We start from the raw sequence: 13,614 nt of genomic DNA on the forward strand, positions 1-13,614 counted from the left end.
TCGCCCCCGCGACATTTGTCGCCACGGGCGGCACATTTGTGCGACATTTGCGTCCTAACGCCCAAAGCCTCGGACAAGGGAAAAGGGACGGACATGCGGCTTTGGGCGGGTTTGATGCTGGCGAGTGCGATGCCGGCGATCGCGCAGGCGCAGGTCTCGACCGAGCCTGCGCCGCAGGCCCCGCCCCCCTCGACGACGGCCGCGCCTGCCGTCTCCGCGACCGCGATACCGCAAGGGCAGACGACCAGCCCGACCCGGACCCAGGCACAACCAGAGGCGGAGGAGGACGGCGAGGAGGCCGAACCCGACGTCGTCGTCACTGCGCGGCGCGAACCGGGCAAGGTCATCGGCGACATCCCGCCCGACCAGCAGTTGAGCCCCGCCGATATCCGCTCCTATGGCGTGTCGAGCGTCTCCGACCTGCTCACCGAACTCGCGCCGCAGACGACCAGCGGGCGCGGCGGATCGCCGGTGATCCTGCTCAACGGTCGCCGTATCGCGGGCTTCCAGGAAATTCGCGACCTGCCGACCGAGGCGATCCAGCGCGTCGACATCTTTCCCGAGGAAGTCGCGCTGAAATATGGCTATCGCGCCGACCAGAAGGTCGTGAACTTCGTGCTGCGCCCGCGCTTCCGTTCGCTGGCGGCCGAGGCGATCGGCAAGGTGCCGACGCAGGGCGGCTCGGCGATGGAGCAGGGCAGGCTCGACTGGTTGCAGATCCGCCGCGACAAGCGGCTGAGCATCCACACCGATTTTTCCAACACCTCGCGGCTGACCGAGGCCGAGCGCGGCATCATCGCACCCGGCTCGAACGCCTCGCTGGGCGGCAATATCGTCACCGCCGACCCTAGCCTCGCCGCGCTGACCGGCACCAGCCCCAGCGTGGTGGGTATCCCCGGCGGCCTGACCGCCGCGCCGTCGCTGGCGCAGCTCGCGGGCAGCCCGGCGACGAGCACCGACGTCACCCCCTATCGCACGCTGCAATCGGCGCAGCGGCAATGGGACGCCAATATCGTCTATTCGCGCAACATCTTCGACAAGGTCTCCGCCTCGTTCAATGCCGAGGTGCAGACGACGCAGAGCAACAGCTGGAACGGCCTGCCCTCGGCCAATCTGGTGCTGCCTGCGGGCAACCCCTATTCGCCGTTCGGGGCCGCCGCGACGGTCAGCCGGTTGACCGATGCCTATGGCCCGCTTGTCCAGAACAATACCGGGCTGACCGCCCACCTGGGCACGGTGTTCAACGGCGATCTGGGCCGGTGGCGCTGGTCGGTGACGGGCGCCTATGACCGGGCCGAGAGCCGGGTGGCGACCGATACCGGGCTGGACGTGGCGGGGTTGCAGGCGCGCCTGAATGCGGGTGATCCGACCGCCAATCCTTACGGACCGCTCGACGGGCTGGGTCTGGCGGCGCGCAATTTCGCGCGGTCGACCTCTTCGTCGGGACAGGTCGATGCGCTGCTCAACGGCCGGGTTTTCGCGCTGCCCGCGGGCGATGTGCAGGCCAGCGTGAAGGTCGGCGGGCAGACCAGCGATTTCTCCAGCAGCTCGACCCGGTTCGGCATCTTCCAGACCGGCGACGTCTCGCGCGACATCGTCAACGGCCAGGCCAATCTGGACCTGCCGATCGCAAATCGTAACCGCCAGGTCCTGAGCGCGATCGGCGACCTGTCGCTGAACCTGAATGTCGGGGCGGATCACCTGTCGGACTTCGGCACGCTGACCACGGTCGGTTACGGCGCCAACTGGTCGCCGCTGGAGGGGGTGCGCGTCATCGCCTCCTGGACCGATCAGGAGGACGCCCCCACCGCGCAGCAACTCGGCAACCCGTCGATCACCACGCCCAATGTCCGTCTGTTCGATTATGTGCGCGGCACGACCGCGACGATCACGGCGGTGACGGGCGGCAATCCGAATCTGGTCGCGGACAATCGCCACGTCATGAAGCTGGGCCTGACGCTCAAGCCGTGGCGCGACCGTGATATCAACCTGACCGCCAATTACTACCGGATCGACACCGACGATCCGATCGCGTCCTTCCCGACGCCGACCGCCGCGATCGAGGCGGCGTTCCCCGACCGCTTTGCGCGTGATGCCGCGGGCAACCTGCTGCGTGTCGATTCGCGCCCGATCAACTTTGCGAACACCGAGCGGTCGCAGCTGCGCTGGGGCTTCAACTTCTCCAAGCCGATCAAGTCGAAGATCCAGAAGGAGTTGGAGGCGTTCCGCGCCGGGACCGGCCCCAATCCCTTTGCCGGGCTGAACTTTCCCGGCCGTCGCGGCGACGGCGAAGGCCCGCGCCGCGAGGGGCAGGGTGGTCCCGGCGCAGGTGGTCCCGGTGGCGGCCCGGGCGGCGGCGGTTTCCGGGGCGGCGGCTTTGGTGGCGGACGCGGCGGTGGCGGCGGACGCGTGCAGTTCGCGCTCTATCACACCTGGACCTTTGCCGACCGCGTGACGGTGGCCGAGGGCGGCCCGGTGCTCGATCTGCTGCGCGGCGATGCGATCGGGTCGAGCGGCGGGACCTCGCGCCATCAGCTCCAGGCACAGGCGGGCTATTCCAACAACGGCATCGGCGTGCGCCTGTCGGGCAACTGGCAGAGCGCGACGCGGGTCAATGGCGGCACCCCCGCCAATCCGCAGGCGCTCGATTTCGGCAGCCTGGCGACGGTCGACCTGCGCCTGTTCGCCGATCTGGGCCAGCGGCTGGACCTGTTGAAGGCGCATCCCTGGCTGCGCGGAACGCGGGTCAGCCTGTCGTTCGACAATCTGTTCAACCAGCGGCAGCGCGTGACCGATGCCAACGGGACCGTGCCGATCGGCTATCAGCCGGGCTATCTCGATCCGCTGGGCCGGACTGTCCGATTGTCGATCCGCAAGCTCTTCTTTTGAAAGATCGCGCCCTTTTTCGGGCGAAACACATCCGAACCGGGACCAATTTGGGATCGCCTTTATAAGATTTTGGTTAACCTAGACTAATTTCGTTGGCATCCCGCCCCTTTGGGAATTGCGGCGCTGCGATGGAAACGGAATAAATTCGATGAAGTGATGTCGGCCAGCGTCGATAGCGGGGGGTACATGGATCGAGGCGGAGAGGTCACGCGTGACCGTTATGACGGGCAGGTCGACGATCTGGGGGATGCGATCGACGATCGCCTCCGCCGAATTCGGGACGAACTCGCCGCCGTGGAGTCGATGGTTCGTCAGGATCATGACAAGCGCATCAGTCCGGCCGATATCGGTTCGATCCTGCGCGCCGCGCGTGAGGGGATCGGGGAGTTCCTGAACCCGGATCTGTTCGCCGATCCGGCCTTCGACATGCTGCTGTTCATCTTCCTGGAGGAAGAAGCGGGACGCAGTGTGGAAACCAGCGCCTGTTACCGTGCCTCGGGCGTGCCGCGCACCACGGCCGTCCGCTGGATCAACATGCTGGTATCGATGGGGATGTTCCACAGCACGCCGCATCCGACCGATCGTCGGCTGGCGCTGCTGAGCCTGAGCGAGGGGACGCGCGCCTCGGTCCGGCAATGGCTGGAGGGGCTGCGCCCGCTGGTCGAGCGGATCGCCATGCGCCCGGCGATGCCCACCAGACCCGTCGCCTGACGGGTGAAGGCAAGGGCTGGGGCGGGATCAGGCCGCCTTGGCCATCCGCGTGCGCAGCCGGTCGGCCAGCGTCTCCAGCGTCACCCCGTCGATCCGCGCCGCGACCGGCGCGTCGGACCGCAGGATATCGGCGATCGCCAGTTGCGACTGGGTGATCCGGTCGACCGCCTGGATGCTGACCATATGGCGGCGCAGCGTGTCGGGATCGCTGCCCAGCTCATAGGCCAGGTCGGCGAGCGAGCGGGTCAGTTCGACCAGCTCGTCCGCCAGCGCCCGGGCAAGGGCCGGTTCCATGGCCCCCTGCGTCATTTGCTGCACAGTTTCACGATATTGGCAAAGATCGCGTCGCCCGCCACCGGCTGCGACACCGCGCCCTTGTTCAGCGTGAAGTCGGTGCCGTTGCGGCCGATGGCATAGGCCCCACCCGCCAGCATCGCGCGCAGACCCGCCGAGCCGTCCTCGTCGTCCAGCGCCAGCAGCACGCCCAGGCCGTTGCCGCCCGCCGCCTTGGCGACCGAGGCGAAGAGCAGCGAGATGGAGGGCCGCTCGCCCGCCACCGGCTCGCGGGCCAGCAGGCGCAAGCTGCCGTTCGGCCAGGTGTCGACGACCATGTGCGTATCGCCCTGCGGCGCGAAATAGATGGTGCCCTGTTCCACCTTGATGCCGTCGGTCGCCTCGACGACCTTGGGCGCGATCTGCTCGCGCAGCTGCTCGATCATCGGGGACAGCAGGCCCGGCGACATCTGCTGCACGACCAGGGTCGGCGGGCAGTTGGCGGGGAAATTCTGGAACAGGTCGAACAGCGCCTGGGTGTTGGCGGCGTCCGCTCCGATCGCCAGCAGGCGGCCATTCCAGTTGATGTCGGCGACCGGACCCTTGCGGCTCCTGGTGGCCTTGCCGCGCTTCAGATCGGCATTGCGCGCCGACTTGATGCGCTTGCCCAGCTTGCCGATGATCGCGTCCAGTTCGGCCTGCACCGCGACCTTGGGCTTGGGGAAACAGTCGATCGCGCCGAGGCGCAGCGCCTCGACCGATTCCGCGGCGCCCGCGGCGGTCCGGGTCGAGAACATGATGACCGGCATCGGCCGCTCCTCCATGATCTCGGCCAGATATTCCAGGCCGCTCATGCCGGGCATCTCGACGTCCAGCGTCATGACCTCGGGGCGATACTGGTCGACCATCTTGCGGGCTTCGGCCGCGCCGTCTGCGGCACCCACCACCTGCACGCCCTTGATGCGTTCGAGCGCGCCCGAGATGAGGACCCGCATCGTCAGCGAGTCGTCCACGACCAGAACCTTAACGTCCGCCATTACTCTATACCTTCCAACGGAAACGCCGTTACGTCTTGAAAAACCGGGATTACGCGGCTTCGGCCGTCAATGTCACGCTGTCGGTCAAGCGATCAAGCGCCAGGATCAGGATCAGCCGCTGTTCGATGGTGGCCAGCCCTTCCAGATAATGTGCCGCCGTCGCGTCGCCCATGTCGGGCAGCGGCTGCATCGCTTCGGGGGGAATGGTCACGATATCGTTGACCGCATCGACGATCAGGCCCTGGAGCTGCTCGCCGATCCGCACCACGATGATGACGTGGCGCGCGCTGGGATCGGTCACGCCCCAGCCCAGCCGGTGGCGCAGGTCGAGCACCGGCAGGACCACGCCGCGCAGGTTCACGACGCCGCGCACATGCGCGGGGACATTGGGCAGCGGGGTCGCGGGCGACCAGGCGCGGATTTCGCGGATGGCCATGATGTCGACGCCCAGGATCTGGTCGCCGAGCTGGAACGTGATGAGCTGACGCGACATGGTCGGGTTCCTCGGGAAAAGGGGATCAGTGCAGCACGCGGCGGATGGCCGCGGCGAGCTTTTCGGGGTTGAACGGCTTGACGATCCAGCCGGTCGCGCCCGCCTCACGCGCGCGCGCCTTCTTCTCGTCCGAGCTTTCGGTGGTCAGCACCAGGATGGGCAGGTTGCGGTGGCCGGGCTGGCGGCGCAGTGCCTCGATCAGGCCGAAACCATCCATGCGGGGCATGTTGATGTCGGTGATGACCAGATCGGGTGCGGTATCGGCCATCACCGCGTCCAGCGTATCGAGTGCATGGATGCCATCCTCGGCCTCGAGCACCCGATATCCCATATCGGTGAGCGCGGCGCGCAGAAGCATTCTCATGCTGGGCGAATCGTCCACGGTCATGATGAGTTGGGACACGAACTGGCCTTTCCTGGAAGGATCGAGAGACATTAGAAGAATTCCACATCGCCGGTCGCGGCGGGTGGAGGTGGCGGAGCGGGGCGCGCGGCGCGCGGCGGCGGCATCGCCGTGTCGGTCACGTGGCGGCACCGGGCCAGGCCAAGTGCCGGGCGGAACTCGACGCGACGGGCGCTGACGCCGCCGACATCCTCACCGACCAGCGCGATCCGCTCGTCCGCCAGGAAGCGGCGGGCGAACTGCGCATTGGCGGTGCCGATGTCGCGAAAGCCGTCACGCATCATCGCGCCGCCGAACAGCCTGGCCTTCAGGCTGTGCCGCTGCGCGCCGAGCGCCATCATCGCGTTGATCAGAACTTCCATCGCATACACGCCATAGCGCTGCATGGATTTAGGATCGGTTTCCGCGACGCCCGGTTCGGCGAGCAAAAAGTGATTCAATCCGCCGATTCCCGCGATCGGATCGTACAGGCACGCCGAAATGCAGCTGCCGAGCACGGTCGTCAGCACCACGTCCTTGTCCTGGCTGACCCGCGTCTCGCCCTGGATGACGTTGATTCGGCGAAGCCCGTCACCCCGCGCCAGCCGGGTGAAGGGCATCGGCGGCGGCGGTGGGGGAAGGGAACTGGCCATGGCCGGGGTCACGCCCGGCACCGGTCGATCAGCGCAGGCGCGATCCGGGTCAGTGTCAGCTGCCTGGTCACCGCACCGATATCCTGTGCGACGCCGGGCATGCCATAGACGACGCAGCTGTCGCGATCCTGGCCGATGGTCATGCAGCCCTTGCCGCGCATTGCGAGCAGGCCATCGGCCCCGTCCCGGCCCATGCCGGTCAGGATCGCGCCCACCGCCTTGGCCCCGACCGTCTTGGCAACGCTGTGGAACAGGCGGTCGACCGAGGGGCGATGGCCGCTGACCGGATCATCGGGGATCAGGCGCGCGCGATACTGGCCGTCGACGCCGCCGACCTCCATGTGATGCGTGCCGCCGGGCGCCAGATAGACATGGCCCGCCACCAGCGGCTGGCCATGACGCGCCTCGGTCACGGTCGGCTTGGACAGCCGGTCGAGCCGGGCGGCGAAGCTGGTCGTGAAGGTCGCTGGCATATGCTGGCAGATGACGGTCGGCGGGCAGTTGGCCGGAAAGCCGCTCAGCACCTGGATCAGCGCCTCGACGCCGCCGGTCGACGCGCCGATCGCGATCAGCGAGCCGGGGATCGGCTTGAAATCGGCCATCGGCGTGGGCGCGGCGGGCGCCATGTCGCGCACGCGGATCCGGCGGCTGCTGGCGGCGGCCTTCACGCTTTCGGCGATGCGCGGGTCGATGCAGTTGGTCGCGGGCTTGGCGCAGCATTCGACCGCGCCCAGCTCCAGCGCGCGGATCGTGGTATCCGCGCCCGCCTGGGTCAGCGTGGAGAGCATGACCACCGGCATCGGACGCAGCCGCATCACGCGTTCCAGGAAGTCGAGGCCGTTCATGTCGGGCATCTCGACGTCCAGCGTGATGACATCGGGGTCGAGCGCCTTGATCATCTCGCGCGCCTGGTGCGGACCATTGGCGGCGCCGACCACTTCGATATCGGGGTCGCGACTGAGCATGCCCGCGATCAGCGCGCGCATCGTCGGGGAGTCGTCGACAATCAGGGTACGTACGGCCATCAGGATACTTTCTGGAAAGCGGTGCGACCGATGCAGTGAAAGCGCGCCGATACTTCCGGCGGGATGCGTTCGGCATGACCAATATAAAGGGTGCCGCCGTCGACCAGCTGGTCGGCGAAGCGGGCGAGCAATTGGGCCTTGGTCGGGTCGTCGAAGTAGATCATGACGTTGCGGCAGAAGATGACGTCGAAGGGCCGCCGCATCGGCCAGTTACGCAGCAGGTTGAGTTCACGAAACGCAATCGGGTTGCGCAGCGCGGGGAGCAGTTCGTCCATGTCACCGACGCGGCGACACCAGGTCGATCGCATCGCGGCGGGCATGGTGCGGGTGGTGTCCAGCGGATAGCGGCCCGCACGCGCGGTCGCGATCACGCTGGGCGACAGGTCGGTCGCCAGCACGCGGAAATCCTGGGTCGCCAGCTTCTCGGCGGCGCGGACGTCCTGGCCCGCGATGGTCATCAGCAGCGAATAGGGTTCCTCGCCGCTGGAACAGGCGGCCGACCAGACCCGCACCCGCCCGCCGCTCGCCAGACGCTGCGCAAAACCGGGCCAGAGCTGGTCGCGGAAATGTTCGAAATGATGATTTTCACGGAAGAAGGAGGTGTGGTTGGTGGTCAGCGAGTCGACCGCGCGGGCACGCTCGGCCGGATCGCTGGCGATCAGCGCCAGATAATCGGGAAAGTTGCTCAACCCGCAGGCGCGCAGGCGCCGGGCCAGCCGCCCATAGATCAGCTTCGCCTTGCTCTCGGGCAGCAGGATGCCCGATTCGGCGTAGATGATGTCGGCGATCGCGCGGTGGTCGGACGCCGAAAAGGCGAACTCCATCTCCCGCTGCGGTTCGCGCGATGCCAGGGCGGCGATCGCGTTCACGCGGCCATGTCCTCGAGGAAGGCGCTCGGCCCACGCCCGTCACGGCGCCAGCGGCCGATCAGCGCATCGACGTCGAGGATCAGCGCGACCCGGCCGTCGCCCAGGATGGTCGCACCGGCCAGCCCGTGGATGGCGCGGTAATTGGCCTCCAGGCTCTTCACGACGACCTGGCGCTGGTCCTGGATCGAATCGACCATCAGCACCGCCTGGCCCTGGTCGCTTTCGACGACGATCAGCACGGCGTTTTCCGGCTTGGCGATCGCGCCGGTGACGCCCAGCTGTTCGCCGACGCGGTGGACGGGGACATAGGTGCCGCGCACGTCGAGCAGCGGCGACTGGCCGCCCACGACATGCACCTCGTCGATGCCCGGACGCAGGCTTTCGACGATATGGGTCAGCGGGATGACGAAGGTCTGGTCGCCGACCGTGACGATCATGCCGTCGAGTACGGCCAGCGTCAGCGGCAGGCTGAGCGAGAAGCTCGACCCCTTGCCCAGTTCGGACTGGATGCCGATACGGCCGCCCAGCGCCTGGATGTTCTTGCGCACCACGTCCATGCCGACGCCGCGACCCGAGATGTTGGAGACGACGGCGGCGGTCGAGAAGCCGGGGGCGAAGATCAGATTGTCGATCTCTTCCTCGGACAGCTGCGCATCGGGGGCGATGATGCCGCGCTCGATCGCCTTGGCCTTGACGCGCGCGCGGTCGATGCCGCGTCCGTCATCGGCGACGGTGATGACGATGCGGCCCGACTGGTGCGCCGCCGACAGGGTGACGACGCCCTCGCCATCCTTGCCCGCCGCCTTGCGATCGGCCGGGGTTTCCAGGCCATGGTCGACGGCGTTGCGGATCAGATGGGTCAGCGGCTCGCCGATGCGCTCGACCACGGTCTTGTCGACCTCGGTCATCTCGCCCTCGACCTCCAGGCGGACCCGCTTGCCGGTCTCGACCTCCAGCTCGCGGATGATGCGCGGCACGCGGCTGAAGACGGTCTTCATCGGCTGGGCGCGGATCGCCATCGTCGAATCCTGAAGTTCGCGCGTCAGGTGGTCGAGGTCGGACAGCTCGGGGATCGAGCCCATCTCGTTTTCCGACAGGCGCTGCGCCAGCATCGCCTGGGTGATGACCAGCTCGCCGACCAGGTTGACCAGCCGGTCCAGCTTGTCGAGGTCGACGCGGATCGTCTGGGCGGCGGCGGCGGCGACGCGTGGGCTGCTCGCCGCCTCGACCACCGAGACGACCGGTGCGGGGGGAGCCGCCGGAGCGGGGGCGGGGGCCGCCACCGGAACGGGCGCGGCGGCGACGGGCGTGGGTGCGGGCACGGCGACCGACGCCACGGGAGCAGGGGCCGCGACCGGCAGCGGGATCACATCGGCCATCGGTTCGGCGATGGCCGGTTCGACCACGATCTCGGGCTCGGCGATGACCATCGCGGCATCGGCGCGCGTGACGGTCAGGCGGCATTGCGGGTCGGCAAAGTCGAAGACCGCGCGGATATCGTCCTCGTCCAGCGTGCCCGGCAGCGCCATGGTCACGCCGATATAGGCTCGCTCGGCGTCCAGCCCGTCGAGCTGCGGCAGCTCGGACAGGTCGGCCGCCAGCGTCCGGCCGCCCATGCGCGACAATTCGCGCAGCGCCAGCATCGGCTCGGCCCCATGGTCGAAGGCACGCGGGCCGGGATGGACCGAGACGACCCATTCGGCCGGACCAGCCGGTTCGGCGGCGGGGGCCGGATCCTCGAGCATCGCGAACAGCGCGTCGAAATCATCGAGCGCGGCGGCGGCGACATCGGAGGTCGGGGCGGCGAACGTGATATCGGCGACGGGTTCCGGCTCGGCGACGGCCGCCGCGCCACCGATCTCGCCCTTGGCGGCCGCGTCCAGCCGGTCGAGCATCGCCTGGTCGGCGGGCATCCCGCCCTCGCCGCGTGCGGCGGCGACATGGTCGGCCAGCGTGTCGAACGCCGCGACGATCAGGTCGATCAACGGTTCGCTCAGCGGCAGCGTGCCGTTGCGAATCAGGTCCAGCAGGGTCTCGTAATGATGCGAGAAATGCTGGAGCCGCTCATGCCCGAACGCGCCCGCGCCGCCCTTGATCGAGTGGACCGAGCGGAAGACGGTGTTGATCGTCTCGTCATCATGCCGGTCGCGCTTCAGGTCGGCAAAGGCGGTTTCGAGCGCGCCGAGACCCTCCTCGCATTCCTGGAAGAAAATCTGCTGAATCTCGTCGAGGTTCATCGGGTCAGGCCTTTCAGGCGGCGGCGACGAGGCTGTCGAGCCCCGCCAGCGCGATCATCGAAGCCAGCGGCTCGGATGGGCTGTTCAGTTCGAAATCGGTCGGGATCGACGCGGCCATCGCCTGGGCGCTGGCCAGCACCTGGAGGCAGGCCTGGCCCGCCTGCGACACCTGCGACCCGTCGAGCGTGATCGGGTCGCCCGACGCGATCAGGTCGAGCAGCGCCTGGCGCAGCGGAACGGCGGCGGCGGTGTCGAGCACGGGGGCAAGGGACAGAGCGGTCACGGCGAGACTCCAGTCGCGGGTTTCGGGGGCAGCATGGCGTGAAGGTCGTTAAGAAAGCGTGGGTTGACCGAATTTTACGCTTTGCCCCCGGCCGGGCCGCCTGCGCAGGCCGGGGGCGAGCCGATCAGAATTCGGTCCAGTCGTCGTCGCTGACCGCCAGTGCGGCATTGCCCATCGACGCGGGCGGGGCCTGAGTCGGGGCCGGGGCGGCGGCGGGACGCGCGGCTTGCGCGATTCGACGGCCGGCGGCGGCCACGCGCTGCTGCAACTGATGGACCGGCTGGGCGGAGGCGGGGAAATGGCCGGGCTGGTTATCGATTCGGAAGCGCGAGATTTCGCGTGCCAGGCCATCGGCCTCGACCGCCAGCGAGCGCGCGGCGGCGGTGGCCTGTTCGACCATCGCGGCATTCTGTTGCGTCACGCCGTCCATCGCGGAGACAGCGGTGTTGACCTCCTGTAGCCCGACCGCCTGCTTCTCGGCCGAGCTGGCGATATTTTCGACCAGCGTGCTGATCTCGGCGATCTGGTGGATGATCCGCTCCAGTGCCTTGCCGGTTTCGCTGACCAGGCTGACGCCTGATTCGACCTGTTCGGAGCTTGCCAGGATTCGCGACTTCACGTCCTTGGCGGCGTCGGCCGACCGCTGGGCGAGCGCGCGGACTTCGGAGGCGACGACCGCAAAGCCCTTGCCCGCGTCACCGGCACGTGCTGCCTCGACACCGGCGTTCAGCGCGAGCAGGTTGGTCTGGAAGGCGATGCCGTCGATGACGCTGATGATCTCGGAAATCTCGCTCGATGTGCGCTCGATCCCGGCCATGGCGTCGACCGCGCGGCGGACGATCTCCCCCGATTGCTGCGCCTCGATCCGGGCATCGGCGACGGCGCGATTGGCGCGATTGGCCCCCTCGGCGGTCTGGCGGACGGTCGAGGTGATCTCGTCCATCGCGGCGGCGGTTTCCTCCAGGCTGGCGGCCTGCTGCTCGGTGCGCTGCGACAGGTCGTCCGAGGCCTGGCGGATATCGCTGGCGCCCGCATTGATACCGTGGGTGGCGGTCGTCACGGCGCCCATCGCACGACCCATCGACTCCATCGCGCGGTTGAAGTCGTGGCGCAGCTTTTCATATTCGGCCGGGAAGGGCGTGGGGATCGTCTCGGTCAGATTGCCCCCGGCCAGCTCGCCCAGCCCTTTGCCGAGCGAGGCGACGACGATCTGCTGCGCCTCGCCCGCCTTCTTCACCTCGGCGGCGTTGCGGCGGAAGACGTGCATCGCGCGGGCCATGCGGCCGATGCAGTCGCGATAATCATCATAGTGTATCTCGCGATCGATGTCGCCGGCGGCCAGATGCTCCATGGCGACGACGCTGCCGACATAGGGATCGCAGATCAGCTTGCGCGCCGCCCGCATCGCGACCAACGACAGGATCAACGCGCCAGCGGCGAACAGGGCCGGCAGGGACAGGGAAAGACTGCCCTGGGCGGCGATCGTCGTCATCAGGCCGACTGCGGTGATCGCCCCGAAAAGGACGGTCAGCACGTCGAATTTGAGTCGAATCGGTGCCGTCTTGGCAAACCAGGACAACATAGCAGCATACCCTCCAAAAAACCGTCCGCGAGCGGGAGCACTCGCACGGTTCGACGGAGGCTGCCGGCAGTCGCCAAGCCCTCCGGCGTGTGTGACCATATTGGGCAGAAACGGTAAAAAACCCGTTTCAATTTGGTCCAAACGCCGGAGGAAAAAGAGATTTAGGTGGTGCTGGCCAAACTTTGCGTCATGCCGTCAGCGGACAATATTTCGATCCAATAGCCATCCGGGTCGGTGATGAAGGCGATGTCCTTCATCTTGCCGTCCTGGGGCCGCTTCTTGAAAGTCACGCCCAGGGACTCGAAACGCTCACAGGCGGCGGCGACATCGTCGACACTGATGCCGATATGACCAAACCCGCGCGGATCGCCGTTGCCGTCGTGATAGCCCTTGAATGCCGGGTCGGACTCTGTGCCCCAATTATGGGTCAGCTCCAATGTCGTTTCCCGGTTGAAGATGAAACGTGCCCGCTCGGCGGGGTCCTCGGGAATCGTCTCGTCCGGTTTCAGATAGGCGAGGAAGTAGAGCGAGAATTGCATCTCCTCGAAATCCAGCTGCTGGAGCAGGGTCATGCCCAGCACGTCCTGGTAAAAGGCGAGCGACGGCTTGGGGTCGCGGATGCGCAGCATCGTCTGGTTGAGCGTGAAGCTCTCGGTTCCGGCGGGGCGGGTGGTCATCATGGGGTCCTTGGAAAACGGCAAGGCCCTCCGCCGCTGGGGACGAAGGGCCTCGGATTGCGCGAAGCGGGACGACTCAGGCGAGCGTCAGGCCGACATCCACGTTGTTGCGGGTCGCGTTGGAATAGGGGCAGACCTCATGCGCGGCATGCATCAGCTTCTCGCCCTCGGCACGGTCGACGCCGGGCAGGTTGACCAACAGGTCGACGGTGATGCCATAGCCGCCTTCCTCACGCGGGCCGAAGCCGACCTCGGCGGTGACGGTGGCGTCCTGCGGCACCTTCACGCCTTCCTTGCCCGACACCGCCTTCATCGCGCCCAGGAAACAGGCCGAATAACCCGCCGCGAACAGCTTTTCCGGATTGGCGCCCTCGCCACCCGGACCGCCCATTTCCTTGGGCACGACCAGCTTGACGTCGACCGAGCCGTCTTCCGACCGCGCCGCGCCGTCGCGACCGCCGGTCGCCGTCGCCTTGGTCTTGTAGATCACATTCACGCCCATA

13 protein-coding genes and 1 pseudogene are annotated in these 13,614 nt (G+C 67.5%); 2 read left to right on the plus strand and 12 right to left on the minus strand.

Features of this window, described 5'->3' with window-relative positions:
- Nucleotides 1-93: 93 nt before the first annotated feature.
- Together SP5_RS05775 and SP5_RS18435 are read left to right on the plus strand one after the other, a co-directional pair.
- Nucleotides 94-2,889, plus strand: coding sequence for a TonB-dependent receptor (locus tag SP5_RS05775; protein ID WP_042485423.1), 2,796 nt, complete (start codon nucleotides 94-96; stop codon nucleotides 2,887-2,889).
- A gap of 186 nt (nucleotides 2,890-3,075) precedes the next feature.
- Nucleotides 3,076-3,600 carry a helix-turn-helix domain-containing protein gene (locus tag SP5_RS18435; protein ID WP_052811424.1) on the plus strand — a complete coding sequence of 175 codons (525 nt, stop codon included), beginning with the start codon at nucleotides 3,076-3,078 and terminating at the stop codon, nucleotides 3,598-3,600.
- 27 nt (nucleotides 3,601-3,627) lie between these two features.
- On the opposite strand, the gene SP5_RS05785 is transcribed toward SP5_RS18435, so the two are convergent.
- From SP5_RS05785 to SP5_RS05840, 12 genes and pseudogenes are all read right to left on the minus strand, one after another.
- Nucleotides 3,628-3,894, minus strand: coding sequence for a hypothetical protein (locus SP5_RS05785; protein ID WP_236697066.1), 267 nt, complete (start codon nucleotides 3,892-3,894; stop codon nucleotides 3,628-3,630).
- Nucleotides 3,895-3,905: 11 nt separating this feature from the next.
- Complete coding sequence (locus SP5_RS05790) at nucleotides 3,906-4,910, minus strand: chemotaxis protein CheB (protein ID WP_042485430.1); 1,005 nt, start codon at nucleotides 4,908-4,910, stop codon at nucleotides 3,906-3,908.
- Nucleotides 4,911-4,959: 49 nt separating this feature from the next.
- On the minus strand, nucleotides 4,960-5,403 hold the full coding sequence (locus SP5_RS05795) for a chemotaxis protein CheW (RefSeq protein ID WP_042485432.1): 444 nt from the start codon (nucleotides 5,401-5,403) through the stop codon (nucleotides 4,960-4,962).
- A 25-nt stretch (nucleotides 5,404-5,428) separates the two neighbouring features.
- The gene (locus tag SP5_RS05800; protein WP_042485434.1) at nucleotides 5,429-5,806 is read right to left on the minus strand and encodes a response regulator; all 378 of its coding nucleotides are present in this window, start codon (nucleotides 5,804-5,806) and stop codon (nucleotides 5,429-5,431) included.
- 32 nt (nucleotides 5,807-5,838) lie between these two features.
- Nucleotides 5,839-6,405, minus strand: coding sequence for a chemotaxis protein CheD (locus SP5_RS05805; RefSeq protein WP_042485436.1), 567 nt, complete (start codon nucleotides 6,403-6,405; stop codon nucleotides 5,839-5,841).
- Nucleotides 6,406-6,446: 41 nt separating this feature from the next.
- A complete protein-coding gene (locus tag SP5_RS05810) occupies nucleotides 6,447-7,463 on the minus strand; it encodes a protein-glutamate methylesterase/protein-glutamine glutaminase (RefSeq protein WP_042485438.1) in 1,017 nt (338 codons plus the stop codon).
- On the minus strand, nucleotides 7,463-8,332 hold the full coding sequence (locus SP5_RS05815) for a CheR family methyltransferase (RefSeq protein WP_174435512.1): 870 nt from the start codon (nucleotides 8,330-8,332) through the stop codon (nucleotides 7,463-7,465). The genes SP5_RS05810 and SP5_RS05815 overlap by 1 nt, the downstream gene beginning before the upstream one ends.
- On the minus strand, nucleotides 8,329-10,569 hold the full coding sequence (locus tag SP5_RS05820) for a chemotaxis protein CheA (protein ID WP_042485440.1): 2,241 nt from the start codon (nucleotides 10,567-10,569) through the stop codon (nucleotides 8,329-8,331). Before SP5_RS05820 ends, SP5_RS05815 begins: the two co-directional genes overlap by 4 nt.
- A 13-nt stretch (nucleotides 10,570-10,582) precedes the next feature.
- Nucleotides 10,583-10,858 (minus strand): annotated as a pseudogene (locus SP5_RS05825) (STAS domain-containing protein); the annotation flags it as partial.
- 118 nt (nucleotides 10,859-10,976) lie between these two features.
- Nucleotides 10,977-12,434 (minus strand): methyl-accepting chemotaxis protein, encoded by a 1,458-nt coding sequence (locus SP5_RS05830; RefSeq protein WP_042485443.1) that lies wholly within the window; start codon nucleotides 12,432-12,434, stop codon nucleotides 10,977-10,979.
- A gap of 161 nt (nucleotides 12,435-12,595) precedes the next feature.
- Nucleotides 12,596-13,114, minus strand: coding sequence for a lactoylglutathione lyase (gene gloA, locus SP5_RS05835; protein ID WP_042485445.1), 519 nt, complete (start codon nucleotides 13,112-13,114; stop codon nucleotides 12,596-12,598).
- A 73-nt stretch (nucleotides 13,115-13,187) separates the two neighbouring features.
- Nucleotides 13,188-13,613 (minus strand): organic hydroperoxide resistance protein, encoded by a 426-nt coding sequence (locus SP5_RS05840; RefSeq protein WP_042485447.1) that lies wholly within the window; start codon nucleotides 13,611-13,613, stop codon nucleotides 13,188-13,190.
- Nucleotide 13,614 lies beyond the last annotated feature (1 nt).

The sequence above is a fragment of the Sphingomonas parapaucimobilis NBRC 15100 genome, from assembly GCF_000787715.1.
GTDB classification, from domain to species: domain Bacteria; phylum Pseudomonadota; class Alphaproteobacteria; order Sphingomonadales; family Sphingomonadaceae; genus Sphingomonas; species Sphingomonas parapaucimobilis.

Bases quoted from the DNA above. Each gene is read 5' to 3' on its own strand.
- SP5_RS05785 (WP_236697066.1), bottom strand. From the start codon at position 3,894: ATGGAACCGGCCCTTGCCCGGGCGCTGGCGGACGAGCTGGTCGAACTG.
- SP5_RS05805 (WP_042485436.1), bottom strand. From the start codon at position 6,405: ATGCCCTTCACCCGGCTGGCGCGGGGTGACGGGCTTCGCCGAATCAAC.
- SP5_RS05840 (WP_042485447.1), bottom strand. From the start codon at position 13,613: ATGGGCGTGAATGTGATCTACAAGACCAAGGCGACGGCGACCGGCGGT.
- SP5_RS18435 (WP_052811424.1), top strand. From the start codon at position 3,076: ATGGATCGAGGCGGAGAGGTCACGCGTGACCGTTATGACGGGCAGGTC.
- SP5_RS05790 (WP_042485430.1), bottom strand. From the start codon at position 4,910: ATGGCGGACGTTAAGGTTCTGGTCGTGGACGACTCGCTGACGATGCGG.
- SP5_RS05795 (WP_042485432.1), bottom strand. From the start codon at position 5,403: ATGTCGCGTCAGCTCATCACGTTCCAGCTCGGCGACCAGATCCTGGGC.
- gloA (WP_042485445.1), bottom strand. From the start codon at position 13,114: ATGATGACCACCCGCCCCGCCGGAACCGAGAGCTTCACGCTCAACCAG.
- SP5_RS05820 (WP_042485440.1), bottom strand. From the start codon at position 10,569: ATGAACCTCGACGAGATTCAGCAGATTTTCTTCCAGGAATGCGAGGAG.
- SP5_RS05775 (WP_042485423.1), top strand. From the start codon at position 94: ATGCGGCTTTGGGCGGGTTTGATGCTGGCGAGTGCGATGCCGGCGATC.
- SP5_RS05810 (WP_042485438.1), bottom strand. From the start codon at position 7,463: ATGGCCGTACGTACCCTGATTGTCGACGACTCCCCGACGATGCGCGCG.
- SP5_RS05830 (WP_042485443.1), bottom strand. From the start codon at position 12,434: ATGTTGTCCTGGTTTGCCAAGACGGCACCGATTCGACTCAAATTCGAC.